Here is a 14,053-nt window from a genome sequence, read left to right on the forward strand (position 1 = left end):
GTGTCAGTGGAACTTTGGCAGCAGTGCGTGGAGCTTCTGCGCGATGAACTGCCTGCCCAGCAATTCAACACCTGGATCCGTCCGCTACAGGTCGAAGCCGAAGGCGACGAGTTGCGCGTCTATGCGCCTAACCGTTTCGTTCTCGATTGGGTCAATGAAAAGTACCTGGGTCGCTTGCTCGAGCTGTTGGGTGAAAACGGCAGCGGGATTGCGCCTGCCCTGTCCTTGTTGATCGGTAGCCGTCGCAGTTCTGCACCCCGGGCCGCACCCAATGCGCCGGTCAGTGCTGCGGTGGCTGCCTCGCTGGCGCAAACCCAGACGCAGAAGGCTGCGCCTGCAGTTGCCGCAGTCGAGCCTGTCATTGCAACGTCTGCCGAGCCCGTGTTGGTCGATGAGCAGGCGTTGCCGTCTTCGCGTAACAGCTTCGATGCCATGGCCGAGCCCGTTTCTGCGCCAGCCGCCAATACCCGCACCGAACAGCGCACTGTCCAGGTTGAAGGTGCCCTCAAGCACACCAGCTACCTGAACCGTACCTTTACCTTCGACACGTTCGTCGAAGGTAAATCGAACCAGTTGGCCCGCGCGGCCGCCTGGCAGGTCGCCGATAACCCCAAGCATGGCTACAACCCGCTGTTCCTTTATGGTGGTGTGGGTCTGGGTAAAACCCACCTCATGCATGCTGTGGGTAACCACCTGCTGAAGAAAAACCCGAACGCCAAGGTTGTGTACCTGCATTCGGAGCGCTTCGTTGCGGATATGGTCAAGGCGCTGCAGCTCAACGCCATCAACGAATTCAAGCGCTTCTACCGGTCGGTGGATGCGCTGCTGATCGACGACATCCAGTTCTTTGCCCGCAAAGAGCGCTCGCAGGAAGAGTTTTTCCACACCTTCAACGCCTTGCTTGAGGGTGGCCAGCAGGTAATCCTCACGTCTGACCGTTATCCGAAAGAGATCGAAGGCCTCGAAGAGCGCCTGAAGTCGCGCTTTGGTTGGGGTCTGACGGTGGCGGTCGAGCCGCCGGAGCTGGAAACCCGGGTTGCCATCCTGATGAAGAAGGCCGATCAGGCCAAGGTCGAGCTGCCACACGATGCAGCCTTCTTCATCGCCCAGCGCATCCGCTCCAACGTCCGTGAGCTGGAAGGTGCACTGAAGCGGGTGATTGCCCACTCGCACTTCATGGGCCGCGACATCACCATCGAGCTGATCCGTGAGTCGCTGAAGGACTTGTTGGCGCTGCAGGACAAGCTGGTGAGTGTGGATAACATCCAGCGGACGGTGGCCGAGTACTACAAGATCAAGATCTCCGATCTGTTGTCCAAGCGGCGTTCGCGATCTGTCGCGCGCCCACGCCAGGTGGCAATGGCCCTGTCCAAGGAGCTGACCAACCACAGTCTGCCGGAAATCGGCGACATGTTCGGTGGTCGCGACCATACGACCGTGCTGCACGCGTGCCGCAAAATCAACGAACTGAAGGAATCCGACGCGGACATCCGCGAGGACTACAAGAACCTGCTGCGGACGCTGACGACCTGATGGCCGTCTGCGCAGCTAATTGAAGGCAAGGGACTAGACCATGCATTTCACCATTCAACGCGAAGCCCTGTTGAAACCCCTGCAACTGGTCGCCGGTGTCGTCGAGCGCCGTCAGACCTTGCCGGTCCTGTCCAACGTATTGCTGGTCGTACAGGGCCAGCAACTGTCGTTGACCGGTACCGACCTGGAAGTCGAGCTGGTAGGCCGCGTGCAACTGGAAGAGCCGGCCGAGCCTGGCGAAATCACTGTGCCGGCGCGCAAGCTGATGGACATCTGCAAAAGCCTGCCGAACGACGCCCTGATCGATATCAAGGTCGACGAGCAGAAACTGCTGGTCAAGGCCGGCCGCAGCCGTTTCACCCTGTCGACCCTGCCCGCCAATGATTTCCCGACCGTGGAAGAAGGCCCTGGCTCGCTGACCTGCAACCTGGAGCAAAGCAAGCTGCGCCGTCTGATCGAGCGCACCAGCTTCGCCATGGCTCAGCAGGATGTGCGCTACTACCTTAACGGCATGCTGCTGGAGGTTTCCCGCAACACCTTGCGTGCGGTCTCTACCGACGGTCACCGCCTGGCGCTGTGCTCCATGACCGCGCCTATCGAGCAAGATGATCGCCATCAGGTGATCGTGCCGCGCAAAGGTATCCTGGAGCTGGCACGCCTGCTGACCGACCCGGAAGGCATGGTCAGTATTGTGCTTGGACAGCACCACATCCGCGCCACTACCGGCGAGTTCACCTTCACCTCCAAGCTGGTGGACGGCAAGTTCCCGGACTACGAGCGCGTGCTGCCCAAGGGCGGTGACAAGCTGGTGGTGGGCGATCGTCAGGCGCTGCGTGAAGCCTTTAGCCGTACGGCGATCCTGTCCAACGAAAAGTACCGCGGCATCCGTCTGCAGCTGGCTGCTGGCCAACTGAAAATTCAGGCGAACAACCCCGAGCAGGAAGAAGCCGAAGAAGAAATCAGCGTTGACTACGAAGGTAGCTCGCTGGAAATCGGCTTTAACGTCAGCTACCTGCTGGACGTTTTGGGCGTGATGACTACCGAGCAAGTTCGTCTGATCCTGTCTGATTCCAACAGCAGCGCTCTGCTGCAGGAAGCTGGCAACGACGATTCTTCCTACGTTGTCATGCCGATGCGTCTGTAACCGTAGCTGGCGAAATGTCCCTTCGACGTATCATGGTCACCGCGGTGCGCAACCTGCACCCGGTGACACTCTTACCCTCCCCCCGTATCAACATCCTTTACGGCGCCAACGGCAGCGGCAAGACCAGCGTGCTTGAGGCCGTACACTTGCTCGGGCTGGCGCGCTCATTCCGCAGCACTCGCCTGAACCCTGTCATTCAGTATGAGCAGCCGGCCTGTACCGTGTTTGGCGAAGTACAGCTGGCCGAGGGTGGCACCAGCAACCTGGGCGTGTCCAGGGAGCGGCAAGGGGAGTTCACTATTCGCATCGATGGGCAAAATGCGCGCAGCGCGGCGCAACTTGCAGAATTGCTCCCGCTTCAGCTCATCAACCCAGACAGTTTCCGGCTGTTGGAAGGTGCCCCGAAAATCCGCCGGCAGTTTCTGGATTGGGGGGTGTTCCACGTGGAACCTCGTTTCCTGCCAGCATGGCAACGCCTGCAGAAGGCGCTGCGGCAGCGGAACTCATGGTTGCGTCATGGTACACTTGACCCAGCTTCGCAAGCCGCCTGGGACCGGGAATTGTGCCTGGCCAGCGCGGAAATAGATGAATACCGCCGCAACTACATCAAGGCCTTGAAGCCTGTCTTCGAGCAAACCCTGAGTGAACTGGTCGAGCTGGACGGGTTGACCCTTAGCTACTACCGAGGCTGGGACAAGGACCGCGAACTGCAAGAAGTACTCGCCTCCTCTCTCCTGCGCGATCAGCAGATGGGCCATACCCAGGCCGGTCCGCAGCGTGCTGATCTGCGTCTTCGTCTGGCTGCCAACAACGCAGCCGACATCCTGTCGCGTGGTCAGCAAAAACTGGTGGTGTGCGCTTTGCGTATTGCCCAAGGGCACCTGGTTAGTCAGGCTCGCCGCGGTCACTGTATTTATCTGGTGGATGACTTGCCGTCCGAGCTGGACGACCAGCACCGCCGCGCGCTATGCCGCTTGCTAGAAGAATTACGCTGCCAGGTGTTCATCACCTGTGTAGATCAAGAATTACTGAGGGAAGGCTGGCAGACGGAAACGCCAGTTGCTTTGTTCCACGTGGAACAAGGCCGTATCACCCAGACCCACGACCATCGGGAGTGAAGGCATGAGCGAAAATCAAACGTACGATTCCTCCAGCATCAAGGTGCTGAAAGGTTTGGATGCCGTGCGCAAGCGTCCCGGCATGTACATTGGCGACACCGATGATGGTAGCGGCCTGCACCACATGGTCTTCGAGGTGGTCGACAACTCGATCGACGAAGCCCTCGCCGGTCACTGCGATGACATTACCGTCATCATCCACACGGACGAATCCATCAGTGTTCGCGACAACGGTCGCGGCATTCCGGTCGACGTGCATAAAGAAGAAGGCGTTTCTGCAGCCGAGGTCATCATGACCGTGCTGCACGCCGGCGGTAAGTTCGACGACAACTCGTACAAGGTCTCCGGCGGTCTGCACGGTGTAGGTGTTTCCGTTGTGAATGCCTTGTCCGAGAAGCTGGTACTCACCGTTCGCCGTAGCGGCAAGATCTGGGAGCAGACCTACGTTCACGGTGTTCCACAGGCACCCATGGCAGTTGTGGGTGAAAGCGAAACCACCGGTACCCACATCCACTTCAAGCCTTCTGCTGAAACCTTCAAGAATATTCACTTCAGCTGGGACATCCTGGCCAAGCGTATTCGTGAGCTCTCGTTCCTCAACTCGGGTGTCGGCATCCTTTTGAAGGATGAACGCAGCGGCAAGGAAGAGTTCTTCAAGTACGAAGGCGGGCTGCGTGCATTCGTCGAGTACCTGAACACCAACAAGACGCCAGTCAACTCCCAGGTGTTCCACTTCAACATCCAGCGTGAGGATGGCGTAGGTGTTGAAGTCGCCCTGCAGTGGAACGACAGCTTCAACGAAAACCTGCTGTGCTTCACCAACAACATTCCTCAGCGCGACGGCGGCACCCACCTGGTGGGCTTCCGTTCTTCGCTGACCCGTAGCCTGAACAACTACATCGAGCAGGAAGGCCTGGCCAAGAAGAACAAGGTAGCCACTACGGGTGACGATGCCCGTGAAGGCCTGACCGCGATCATTTCGGTGAAGGTTCCAGACCCAAAGTTCAGCTCGCAGACCAAAGACAAGCTGGTTTCCTCGGAGGTAAAAACCGCCGTGGAACAGGAGATGAACAAGTATTTCTCCGACTTCCTGCTGGAAAACCCGAACGAGGCCAAGGCCGTCGTTGGCAAGATGATCGACGCTGCCCGTGCCCGTGAAGCTGCACGTAAAGCCCGTGAAATGACTCGCCGCAAAGGCGCGCTGGATATCGCCGGCTTGCCGGGCAAACTGGCCGACTGCCAGGAAAAGGACCCTGCCCTGTCCGAGCTGTACCTGGTGGAGGGTGATTCCGCAGGTGGCTCGGCCAAGCAAGGCCGCAACCGTCGCACTCAGGCGATCCTGCCGTTGAAGGGCAAAATCCTCAACGTGGAGAAGGCGCGCTTTGACAAGATGATCTCGTCCCAGGAAGTGGGCACGCTGATCACTGCGCTGGGCTGCGGTATCGGCCGCGAAGAGTACAACATCGACAAGCTGCGTTATCACAACATCATCATCATGACCGATGCTGACGTCGACGGTTCGCACATCCGTACCCTGCTGCTGACCTTCTTCTTCCGTCAGCTGCCGGAACTGGTCGAGCGCGGCTACATCTACATCGCCCAGCCGCCACTGTACAAGGTGAAAAAAGGTAAGCAGGAGCAGTACATCAAGGACGACGAGGCCATGGAAGAATACATGACCCAGTCGGCCCTCGAAGATGCCAGCCTGCACCTGGACGAGTCTGCGCCAGCTGTTTCCGGCGTGCAGCTGGAGGCGTTGGTCAACGAGTTCCGCAGCGTGATGAAGACGCTCAAGCGCCTGTCGCGCCTGTACCCGGAAGAGCTGACCGAGCACTTCATCTACCTGCCGGAAGTCACCCTGGATCAGCTCGGCGATCACGCGACCATGCAGGCCTGGTTGAGCAAATTCCAGGAGCGCTTGAACAACAGCCAGAAGTCTGGCCTGGCGTATAAGGCGAGCTTGCGTGAAGACAAGGAACGCAATGTCTGGTTGCCGGAAGTCGAGATTACCTCGCACGGTCTGGCCAGCTACATCACGTTCAACCGCGACTTCTTCGGCAGCAATGACTACCGCACGGTGGTCAACGTCGGTACCAAGCTGTCCAGCCTGCTGGGTGAAGGTGCCTATGTGCAGCGCGGCGAACGCCGCAAGGCGATTGTCGAGTTCAAGGAAGGCCTGGACTGGCTGATGAACGAAACCACCAAGCGCCACACTATCCAGCGATACAAAGGGCTGGGTGAGATGAACCCTGATCAGCTGTGGGAAACCACCATGGACCCAACCGTCCGCCGCATGCTCAAGGTCACCATCGAAGATGCCATCGCCGCCGACCAGATCTTCAACACCCTGATGGGTGATGCAGTCGAACCGCGTCGTGAATTTATCGAAAGCAACGCGCTGTCGGTGTCGAACCTGGACTTCTGATCAGGTGTAGACAGCACCCACTGAAAAGCCCGCTGATGCGGGCTTTTTAGTGCCTGAGAAATCAGTAACCACTAAGGATGTTGACGATTACACCACTGGCGATTGCCACCAGCACATAGTCGCCGTTCACAGACAACCAGCGGTGATCACGCGGCGGCGCATACAGGTGGCGTGCTTTCCAGTCCGTCACCCAGTAACGGTCGCCACGGTAATGCGGGTCCACAACATGGCCGCGTTGCCACTGCTGATGGGGTACCGGCATACCTTGCTGCGGTCTGTAGTTCGGGTTGCGGTAAGCGGGGCCACGGCCATTGTCATGTCGGCCTTGGTGCGATGGGCCGTTGTCATGCCGGTCAGGAGGGCCTGGCTGCGCGAAACTGGCCAGCGGTGCGCTGAACAGGAGCGCGGCGCAGATCACGGTTAGGGCTTTTTTCATTTGCGGGTCCTCTGCATGTTAACGCCCGGTGGAGCTGTGTGGGTGCCGGGTTCGGTTAACTGATGAGACCACGGTTTTTGCCGCGTAATGTCAGGGCTTGAGTAAAGGTCCGGTAAAGGTGGCTACGACACCCCGAGCGCCTTCAACCGGCGATAGAGCGTGCGCTCGCTCAACCCAAGATGGCTGGCCAATTCGCTGCGCGAGCCTTTGAACTGTTCCAACGCCTGCGCCAACTCACCCAGGTTGTTGCGGCGACCGCCCGCTTGGATCTGGCTCGGCGGGCCGACATCCTCCGGCAGGTGCTCAGGCCGAATCAGCCCATCGTCGGCAAACAACCGCGCCCTTTCCAGAATGTTACGCAGCTCGCGAATGTTGCCCGGGAACGGATGCAGCCCAAGCTGCTGTAACGCAGCTTCGCCAAGTCTGGCTGTCGCCTTGCCTGCCATACGCTGCAGCAAGCTCTGCGCGAGCAAGGGCAAATCCTCAACCCGCTCGCGTAGTGCCGGCAGGCGGATCGGGAAGCCACTGATGCGGTAATACAGGTCTTCGCGGAAGCTTCCCTCTGCGACCATCTGCCGGAGCGGTTTGTGCGTCGCCGACACCAGGCGGAAGTCCGAGTGCACTGTACGCAGGCTCCCCACCGGGCGGAAGCTGCCAGACTCGATCAGGCGCAACAGCTTCACCTGCATCGCCAGCGGCACTTCGCCAATTTCATCGAGGAACAGGGTGCCGCCGTGGGCTGCTTCGGCCAGGCCGATCTTGCGCTGATTGGCGCCGGTGAATGCGCCTTTCTCGTAGCCGAACAACTCGCTTTCGAATAGCGACTCGGTGAGGCTGGTGCAGTCCACTACCACCAGCGGACCGTTGGCCCTGGGGCTACCCATGTGCACCGCGCGGGCGAACAGTTCCTTGCCGGTACCCGACTCGCCTTGCAGCAATACCGGGATCTGCGCTGGCGCCGCTCGCTGCAGGCTGGCCAGGGCAGCCTTGAAGGCTGGCGCCCGGCCGACCAGCCCTTGTTCCTGAGGCTGAGCCGCAGCAAGGGTGATGGTGGTCAGGCGCTCGACAAATGCCACCACCCTGCCCTGCTCATCCAGTATCGGACGCAGTTCGACATCAACATGTTCAGGCCCGCGCGGCGTGTGATGAATGTGCAACACCCGCTCCGGCACCTTGCTGTCCCACGCCTTGCGCATCGGGCAATGCTCGCCCGCCTGGTCGCAAGGCACGGCGTAGTGGTGGGACACCTTGTGGCATTTCTCACCCAGCGGAGCCAAGCCGTGGCTACCGAACTGGCGGCGATAGGCAGCGTTGGCCGCCAGGATGTTGTAGTCGGTGTCCAGCACGATAGTTGGCAGGGCATCGTGCTCAAGGTAGGAAACCAGAGCTAGGATGAGGGGGTGGGCTTCTGGCATGACGGCACCGTTTGGATGACAGACGCAGGGTAACAAGGACTGCCAAACACTGCCATTGGCTGACAGTCGACTGCCAGCCTGGCTGCCATCGTCGCTGGCAGCGTTCAGCCAAAGCTCGGTTTCATTGGCGTGCAAACCTCAAAAACGCTGGCACGCATCTTGATATACCTCCTGTCACTGCCTGCGCCTGAAAAGGCGGGGCGGATAAATTGGAGAACGTAATGATCATAGGCAACAACATTCACGTGGACGCCTTCTACGATGCGGCGACCTCGACGATCAGTTACCTGGTCATGGACCGTGAAACCCGGCAGTGTGCTTTGATCGACAGCGTGCTGGATTACGACCCCAAATCCGGACGCACCAACACCGCCTCGGCGGACCGCCTGATCGCGCGCGTGGAAGAACTGAAGGCCACCGTGCGATGGGTGCTGGAAACCCATGTGCACGCCGACCACCTCTCGGCAGCTGCCTACCTCAAGGAAAAGCTCGGCGGCCATACCGCCATAGGTGCGCACATCAAGCAAGTGCAGAAAGTGTTCGGTGCCTTGTTCAATGCCGAGCCCGGATTCGCGCGCGATGGTAGCCAGTTCGATGTGCTGTTCGAAGACGAGGAAGGTTTCCGCATAGGTAACCTGCACGCGCGAGCCCTGCACACCCCGGGGCATACGCCTGCGTGTATGAGCTTCATGTTCGAGGATGCCGGCGAAATTGCGCTGTTCGTTGGCGATACCCTGTTCATGCCCGACTACGGCACCGCCCGCTGCGATTTCCCGGGGGCCGATGCGCGCACCCTGTACCGCTCGATCCGCCGACTGCTGGCCTTCCCCGACCAGACCCGGCTTTTCATGTGCCACGACTACCTGCCCGGTGGCCGCGACATGCAGTACGTCACCACTGTCGCCGAGCAGCGCGCCAGCAATATCCACATCCATCAGGGCGTCGACGAGGACCACTTCGTCGCCATGCGTGAAGCTCGCGACAAAACCCTTGATATGCCCGTGCTGATCTTGCCTTCGGTGCAGGTAAACATGCGCAGCGGCCAACTCCCGGCACCGGAAGAGAACGGTGTGCGTTACCTGAAAATCCCGCTGAACAAGCTGTGAGCGTACTGCCCCATAACCAGATCCCAGGATTTACCGCCATGCCTGCCTTGTTGTCCCCTGCCAATTCCGACCACCACAAAGTGGTCATCGTCGGTGCCGGTGCCGCCGGTATCGCCACCGCTTCCAGCCTGATCAGCCGTGACCCGTCGCTGGACGTGGCCTTGATCGACCCCGCCGAAGTGCACTACTACCAGCCTGGCTGGACCATGGTCGGGGCCGGTGTGTTCAAGGCGCCGAGCACTGCCCGAACCATGGCCTCGACCATTCCGCGTGGTGTGCGCTGGATCAAGGCGCGAGTACAGTGCTTCGACCCGTCGGCTCAGTTGGTCAAGCTGGAAGACGGCCGCGCCATCAGCTATGAGCAGCTGGTGGTCTGCCCCGGCCTCAAGCTTGACTGGGCGGCCATTGACGGGCTAAGCGAGACCTTGGGGCGTAACGGCGTGACCTCCAATTATCGCTATGACCTGGCGCCCTATACCTGGGAGCTGGTGCAGAAGCTCAAGCAGGGCCGCGCCCTGTTCAGCCAGCCACCCATGCCGATCAAATGCGCAGGCGCGCCGCAGAAGGCCTTGTACCTGTCTTGCGACCACTGGCTGCGTAACGGCCACCAGGGTGCAGTCAAAGCCAGCTTCTTCAATGCAGGCGCGGTGCTGTTCGGTGTGGCGGATTACGTGCCGGCACTGATGAAGTACATCGACAAGTACGCCGTGGACCTCAAGTTCAGCCACCGACTGATCGCCGTGGACGGCCCGAACAAGCTCGCCACTTTTGTCCGCACGCTAGCCGATGGCAGCAGCGAAACCTGCATCGAAGCCTTCGACATGCTGCATGTGGTACCGCCGCAGGTGGCACCGGATTTCATTCGCGAGAGCCCGTTGGCCGACACCGCTGGCTGGGTTGATGTAGACCCGTACACGCTCCGGCATCGCAACTTCAGCAACGTTCATGCACTTGGGGATGTTGCCAATACCAGCAATGCCAAGACTGCCGCAGCTGCTCGCAAGCAGGCACCGGTAGTGGCAAACAACGTCCTGGTAGCGCTAGGCAGGTTGCCTACCCTGGCTCAATACGATGGCTATGGCTCGTGCCCGCTCACCGTCGAGCGCGGCAAGATCGTGCTGGCCGAATTCACCTATGGCGGCAAACTGGCACCAAGCTTTCCCGGCTGGTTGCTGGATGGCCGCAAGCCGACTCGCCTGGCCTGGCTGCTCAAGGCGCAGGCGCTGCCACCGTTGTACTGGCAAGCCATGCTCAAGGGCCGTGAGTGGCTGGCACGGCCGCAGCCGCTGGTAACCGAGGGTGGGCGGTGATCGAGCATCAGTTGCTGGGGGCCGGACTGGGCGCGATCATCGGCGCTGTATTGGCCCTGACCGGTGCCGGTGGTGGCATTCTTGCGGTCCCTTTGCTGGTGTTCGGCCTGGGGCTGTCGATGGTCGAGGCCGCTCCGGTCGGCCTTCTTGCGGTCGGCATGGCCGCGGCGGTTGGCGCGGTGCTGGGCTTGCGTCAGGGTCTGGTGCGTTACCGGGCGGCGCTGTTCATTGCGCTGGTGGGGGTGGCAGCGGCGCCGTTCGGGCTAATGCTGGCGCACCGTGTGCCGAATACACCCTTGCAGTTGGTGTTCGCCGGAGTACTGATTTATGCCTGCCTGCGCATCTGGCGCAAGGCCGCCAGGGAGCTGCGCGGGGAAGCGAATGACGCCCACCGCTATATCGAACCCTGTGTACTGAACCCGTTGCAGGGCCGTTTGCGCTGGACCCTGCCCTGCGCGCGGGCTCTGGCGTTCACTGGCGGGTTATCCGGGCTGCTTTCGGGCTTGCTCGGTGTCGGCGGAGGATTCGTCATCATCCCGGCCCTCAATCGCTACACCAATCTGCGCATGGCCAGCATCGTATCCACCTCGCTGGCGGTCATCGCCCTGGTCTCTACCGGCAGTGTGGTCAGCGCCAGCCTGGCTGGGGTGATGCACTGGCAGGTCGGCGCTCCGTTCGCCGTCGGTGCGGTAGCCGGCCTGTTGCTGGCGCGGCCACTGGTAGCCAGGTTGGCCGGGCCGCGCCTGCAGCAGATGTTTGCCGTGGCAGGTTTTGTGGCCGCGCTGCTGCTGGCTGGCAAAGCGCTATTGGGCTAACAGCTCGCTCTGTTCTGCATCGCACAGCGCCAACAGGTAGTCCCACACCACCCGCAGGCGCACCGATTTGTGCAGTTCGCGGCGGGTGCAGATCCAGTAGCTGCGCTGGATGGTTTCGCCGGGTAGCACGCGCACCAGCGTCGGGTCGTGGCGGGCCATGTAGTTGGGCAGCACGGCGATGCCCAGGCCGGCGCGGGCGGCGGCTTGCTGGGCGATCACGCTGGTGCTGCGAAACACCACGTTGGGCGCCCGGCAAAAGCTGTTGAGAAACAGCAGCTCCTGGCTGAACAGCAAGTCGTCGACGTAACCGATCCAGCTGTGCCGGGCCAGGTCCTCGCGGGTACGCAGTGGCGGTGCGCGATCGAGGTAGGCCTGGCTGGCGTAAAGGGCCAGGCGATAGTCGGTGAGCTTGCGGGTTATCAGCAGGTCGGCGTTGGGCCGTTCCAGGTGGATGCTGATCTCCGCCTCGCGGTTGAGAATGCTGACAAAGCGCGGCACGGCCACCAGCTCCACCTCCAGGCCTGGGTAGCGCTCGAACAGTGCATTCATGCGCGGGGTGAAGAACATGATGCCGATGCCTTCGGTAACCCCCAGGCGAATCTTGCCCAATGGGGTGATGGCCTGGGTGATTTCTTCCTGCGCCAGCAGGGCGACGTTCTCCATGGCTTCGGCGTGCTTGAGCAGGGCCTGACCGGAGGGCGTCAACTCGTAGCCCTGGGCATGCTGCACAAACAGCGCAGTGCCCAGGCTTTGCTCGATGCTCTCGATATGCCGGGCAACGGTACTGTGAGTGGTGTTAAGACGCTTGGCGGCAGTGAGCAGGCGGCCACTGCGCTGCAACTCGAGGAAAAACCGCAGATCGTTCCAGTCGAACATGCTGATCCTTTTTGGCAGTTCGGTGCAAGCTTGCCACTGTGCTAAAACGCACAACGGCTGCGCGAAATCTCGTGTTTCCCCTGCGAAAATACTCACTAAGATGGATCGGGACAAGAATAAAAAACAGGCCCGAGGTTGCACATGCCATCAGCCGATTCTGTCTTCGACTACGTAATTGTGGGCGCCGGTCCCGCCGGTTGCCTGCTGGCCAATCGTTTGTCCGCCGACCCTTCCTGCCGCGTGCTGCTGCTGGAAGCGGGTGGCCGCGACAACTATCCCTGGATCCACATCCCCGTCGGTTACCTGTACTGCATCGGCAACCCACGCACCGACTGGTGCTTCAAGACCGAGGCACAAACAGGCCTGGGTGGCCGTGCGTTGGGTTACCCGCGCGGCAAGGTCTTGGGTGGCTGCTCGTCGATCAACGGCATGATCTACATGCGCGGCCAGGCCGCCGACTATGATCGTTGGGCCGAGCAAGGCAATGAGGGCTGGGCCTGGAACGATGTGCTGCCGCTGTTCAAGGCCAGCGAGAATCACTTTGCGGGCGCCAGCGAGCACCATGGTGGTGATGGCGAGTGGCGGGTCGAACGGCAGCGCTACAGCTGGCCGATCCTCGATGCCTTCCGCGATGCCGCCGAGCAAAGCGGCATTGCCAAGGTCGATGACTTCAACACCGGCGACAACCTGGGCTGTGGATACTTTCAGGTCAACCAGCGCAGCGGTGTGCGCTGGAATGCCTCCAAGGCTTTCCTGCGGCCTATCGCGCAGCGCCCCAACCTGACTGTACTGACGGGTGTGCAGGTCGACCAGGTGCTGCTGAACAACACCCGGGCCCGGGCTGTGAAGGCATCCTGGCAAGGCAGCTGGCATGAGTTTGCGGCGCGTCGCGAGATCATTCTCTGTGCGGGGGCCGTGGGCTCGCCGGGTATTCTGCAGCGCTCCGGTATCGGCCCGCGCCAGCTGCTGGAAAGCCTGGGGATAGGCGTACGCCATGACATGCCCGGCGTTGGTGGCAACCTGCAGGACCACCTGCAACTGCGGCTGATCTACCAGATCCGCAACACCCGCACCCTTAACCAGATGGCCAACAGCCTATGGGGCAAGATGGGCATGGGCTTGCGCTACTTGTATGACCGCAGCGGCCCGCTGGCCATGGCGCCAAGCCAACTGGGTGCCTTCGCACGTTCCAGTCCGGAGCAGGCCACCGCCAACCTGCAATATCACGTGCAGCCGCTGTCGCTGGAGCGCTTTGGCGAGCCGCTGCATCAGTTTCCGGCCTTTACCGCATCGGTGTGCAACCTGCGCCCGGTCAGCCGCGGGCGCATCGATATCCGCAGCGCCGACATGAACAGCACGCCATCGATCGACCCCAACTACCTCAGCGACCCGCAGGACCTGCGCGTCGCCGCTGACGCCATCCGCCTGACCCGGCGCATTGTCCAGGCCCCTGCCCTCGCCCGTTTTGATCCCAGGGAGTATCTGCCGGGTTCAGCCTTGCACACCGAGGAGGACCTGTTCGAAGCCGCCGGCAAGATCGGCACCACCATATTCCACCCCGTTGGTACCTGCCGCATGGGCCATGGCGAAATGGATGTTGTGGATAACCAGCTGCGCGTGCGTGGCATCCCCGGGCTACGTGTGGCGGACGCCTCGATCATGCCGCAGATCACCTCGGGCAATACCTGTTCACCCACGCTGATGATCGCCGAGAAGGCGGCCCAGTTGATCCTCAAAGGAGCTGCCACCCAGACCTACTTGAACGAAGACGCGATACCGACCCCCTGACCCGGGAGCGTGCAATAGCGGTAGCTTGCGGTCGAAAGCCACCGGCAGTGGAACAACAAGAATAATCACTGTGGCCTGCGGGCCGAG

General features: G+C 61.0%; 11 protein-coding genes. 8 read left to right on the plus strand and 3 right to left on the minus strand.

Annotated elements, in window-relative coordinates:
• Genes dnaA through gyrB form a run of 4 tightly spaced genes read left to right on the plus strand, consistent with a single transcriptional unit; the run spans position 1 to position 6,220 of the window.
• Complete coding sequence (gene dnaA / locus AC5O5I_RS00005) at positions 1–1,533, plus strand: chromosomal replication initiator protein DnaA (protein WP_172225091.1); 1,533 nt, start codon at positions 1–3, stop codon at positions 1,531–1,533.
• Between the two features lie 40 nt (positions 1,534–1,573).
• Positions 1,574–2,677 (plus strand): DNA polymerase III subunit beta, encoded by a 1,104-nt coding sequence (gene dnaN, locus AC5O5I_RS00010; RefSeq protein ID WP_016712777.1) that lies wholly within the window; start codon positions 1,574–1,576, stop codon positions 2,675–2,677.
• Positions 2,678–2,691: 14 nt separating this feature from the next.
• Positions 2,692–3,795 carry a DNA replication/repair protein RecF gene (recF, locus tag AC5O5I_RS00015; protein ID WP_172225088.1) on the plus strand — a complete coding sequence of 368 codons (1,104 nt, stop codon included), beginning with the start codon at positions 2,692–2,694 and terminating at the stop codon, positions 3,793–3,795.
• A gap of 4 nt (positions 3,796–3,799) precedes the next feature.
• On the plus strand, positions 3,800–6,220 hold the full coding sequence (gyrB, locus tag AC5O5I_RS00020; protein WP_172286502.1) for a DNA topoisomerase (ATP-hydrolyzing) subunit B: 2,421 nt from the start codon (positions 3,800–3,802) through the stop codon (positions 6,218–6,220).
• A 61-nt stretch (positions 6,221–6,281) separates the two neighbouring features.
• On the opposite strand, the gene AC5O5I_RS00025 is transcribed toward gyrB, so the two are convergent.
• The gene (locus tag AC5O5I_RS00025) at positions 6,282–6,656 is read right to left on the minus strand and encodes an RcnB family protein (protein ID WP_494511885.1); all 375 of its coding nucleotides are present in this window, start codon (positions 6,654–6,656) and stop codon (positions 6,282–6,284) included.
• Between the two features lie 122 nt (positions 6,657–6,778).
• Entirely contained in the window at positions 6,779–8,071 is a 1,293-nt protein-coding gene (locus tag AC5O5I_RS00030; protein ID WP_172228420.1) for a sigma-54 interaction domain-containing protein, read from the minus strand.
• A 221-nt stretch (positions 8,072–8,292) separates the two neighbouring features.
• Between AC5O5I_RS00030 and AC5O5I_RS00035 the strand changes: the two genes are divergently transcribed.
• The 3 genes from AC5O5I_RS00035 to AC5O5I_RS00045 are packed head-to-tail and all read left to right on the plus strand — an operon-like array spanning position 8,293 to position 11,302.
• On the plus strand, positions 8,293–9,177 hold the full coding sequence (locus tag AC5O5I_RS00035; RefSeq protein WP_172228418.1) for an MBL fold metallo-hydrolase: 885 nt from the start codon (positions 8,293–8,295) through the stop codon (positions 9,175–9,177).
• A 38-nt stretch (positions 9,178–9,215) separates the two neighbouring features.
• The gene (locus tag AC5O5I_RS00040) at positions 9,216–10,487 is read left to right on the plus strand and encodes an NAD(P)/FAD-dependent oxidoreductase (RefSeq protein WP_494511886.1); all 1,272 of its coding nucleotides are present in this window, start codon (positions 9,216–9,218) and stop codon (positions 10,485–10,487) included.
• Positions 10,484–11,302: a sulfite exporter TauE/SafE family protein gene (locus AC5O5I_RS00045; protein WP_494511887.1), complete on the plus strand. Its 819-nt coding sequence runs from the start codon at positions 10,484–10,486 to the stop codon at positions 11,300–11,302. The genes AC5O5I_RS00040 and AC5O5I_RS00045 overlap by 4 nt, the downstream gene beginning before the upstream one ends.
• On the opposite strand, the gene AC5O5I_RS00050 is transcribed toward AC5O5I_RS00045, so the two are convergent.
• A complete protein-coding gene (locus tag AC5O5I_RS00050) occupies positions 11,291–12,178 on the minus strand; it encodes a LysR family transcriptional regulator (RefSeq protein ID WP_172286499.1) in 888 nt (295 codons plus the stop codon). The two genes, AC5O5I_RS00045 and AC5O5I_RS00050, sit on opposite strands and share 12 nt — an antisense overlap.
• Positions 12,179–12,319: 141 nt before the next feature.
• Here AC5O5I_RS00050 and AC5O5I_RS00055 point away from each other — a divergent pair, with 141 nt between their 5' ends.
• Positions 12,320–13,966, plus strand: a complete 1,647-nt coding sequence (locus AC5O5I_RS00055) for a GMC family oxidoreductase (RefSeq protein WP_172286498.1) — start codon at positions 12,320–12,322, stop codon at positions 13,964–13,966.
• Positions 13,967–14,053 lie beyond the last annotated feature (87 nt).

The sequence above is a fragment of the Pseudomonas sp. 9_2_1 genome (genome assembly GCF_059295275.1).

What these genes read in the sequence shown, in the direction of transcription:
- AC5O5I_RS00035 (WP_172228418.1), top strand. Translation starts at nt 8,293, where the DNA reads ATGATCATAGGCAACAACATTCACGTGGACGCCTTCTACGATGCGGCG.
- AC5O5I_RS00055 (WP_172286498.1), top strand. Translation starts at nt 12,320, where the DNA reads ATGCCATCAGCCGATTCTGTCTTCGACTACGTAATTGTGGGCGCCGGT.
- dnaN (WP_016712777.1), top strand. Translation starts at nt 1,574, where the DNA reads ATGCATTTCACCATTCAACGCGAAGCCCTGTTGAAACCCCTGCAACTG.
- AC5O5I_RS00030 (WP_172228420.1), bottom strand. Translation starts at nt 8,071, where the DNA reads ATGCCAGAAGCCCACCCCCTCATCCTAGCTCTGGTTTCCTACCTTGAG.
- AC5O5I_RS00050 (WP_172286499.1), bottom strand. Translation starts at nt 12,178, where the DNA reads ATGTTCGACTGGAACGATCTGCGGTTTTTCCTCGAGTTGCAGCGCAGT.
- recF (WP_172225088.1), top strand. Translation starts at nt 2,692, where the DNA reads ATGTCCCTTCGACGTATCATGGTCACCGCGGTGCGCAACCTGCACCCG.
- AC5O5I_RS00025 (WP_494511885.1), bottom strand. Translation starts at nt 6,656, where the DNA reads ATGAAAAAAGCCCTAACCGTGATCTGCGCCGCGCTCCTGTTCAGCGCA.
- AC5O5I_RS00040 (WP_494511886.1), top strand. Translation starts at nt 9,216, where the DNA reads ATGCCTGCCTTGTTGTCCCCTGCCAATTCCGACCACCACAAAGTGGTC.
- gyrB (WP_172286502.1), top strand. Translation starts at nt 3,800, where the DNA reads ATGAGCGAAAATCAAACGTACGATTCCTCCAGCATCAAGGTGCTGAAA.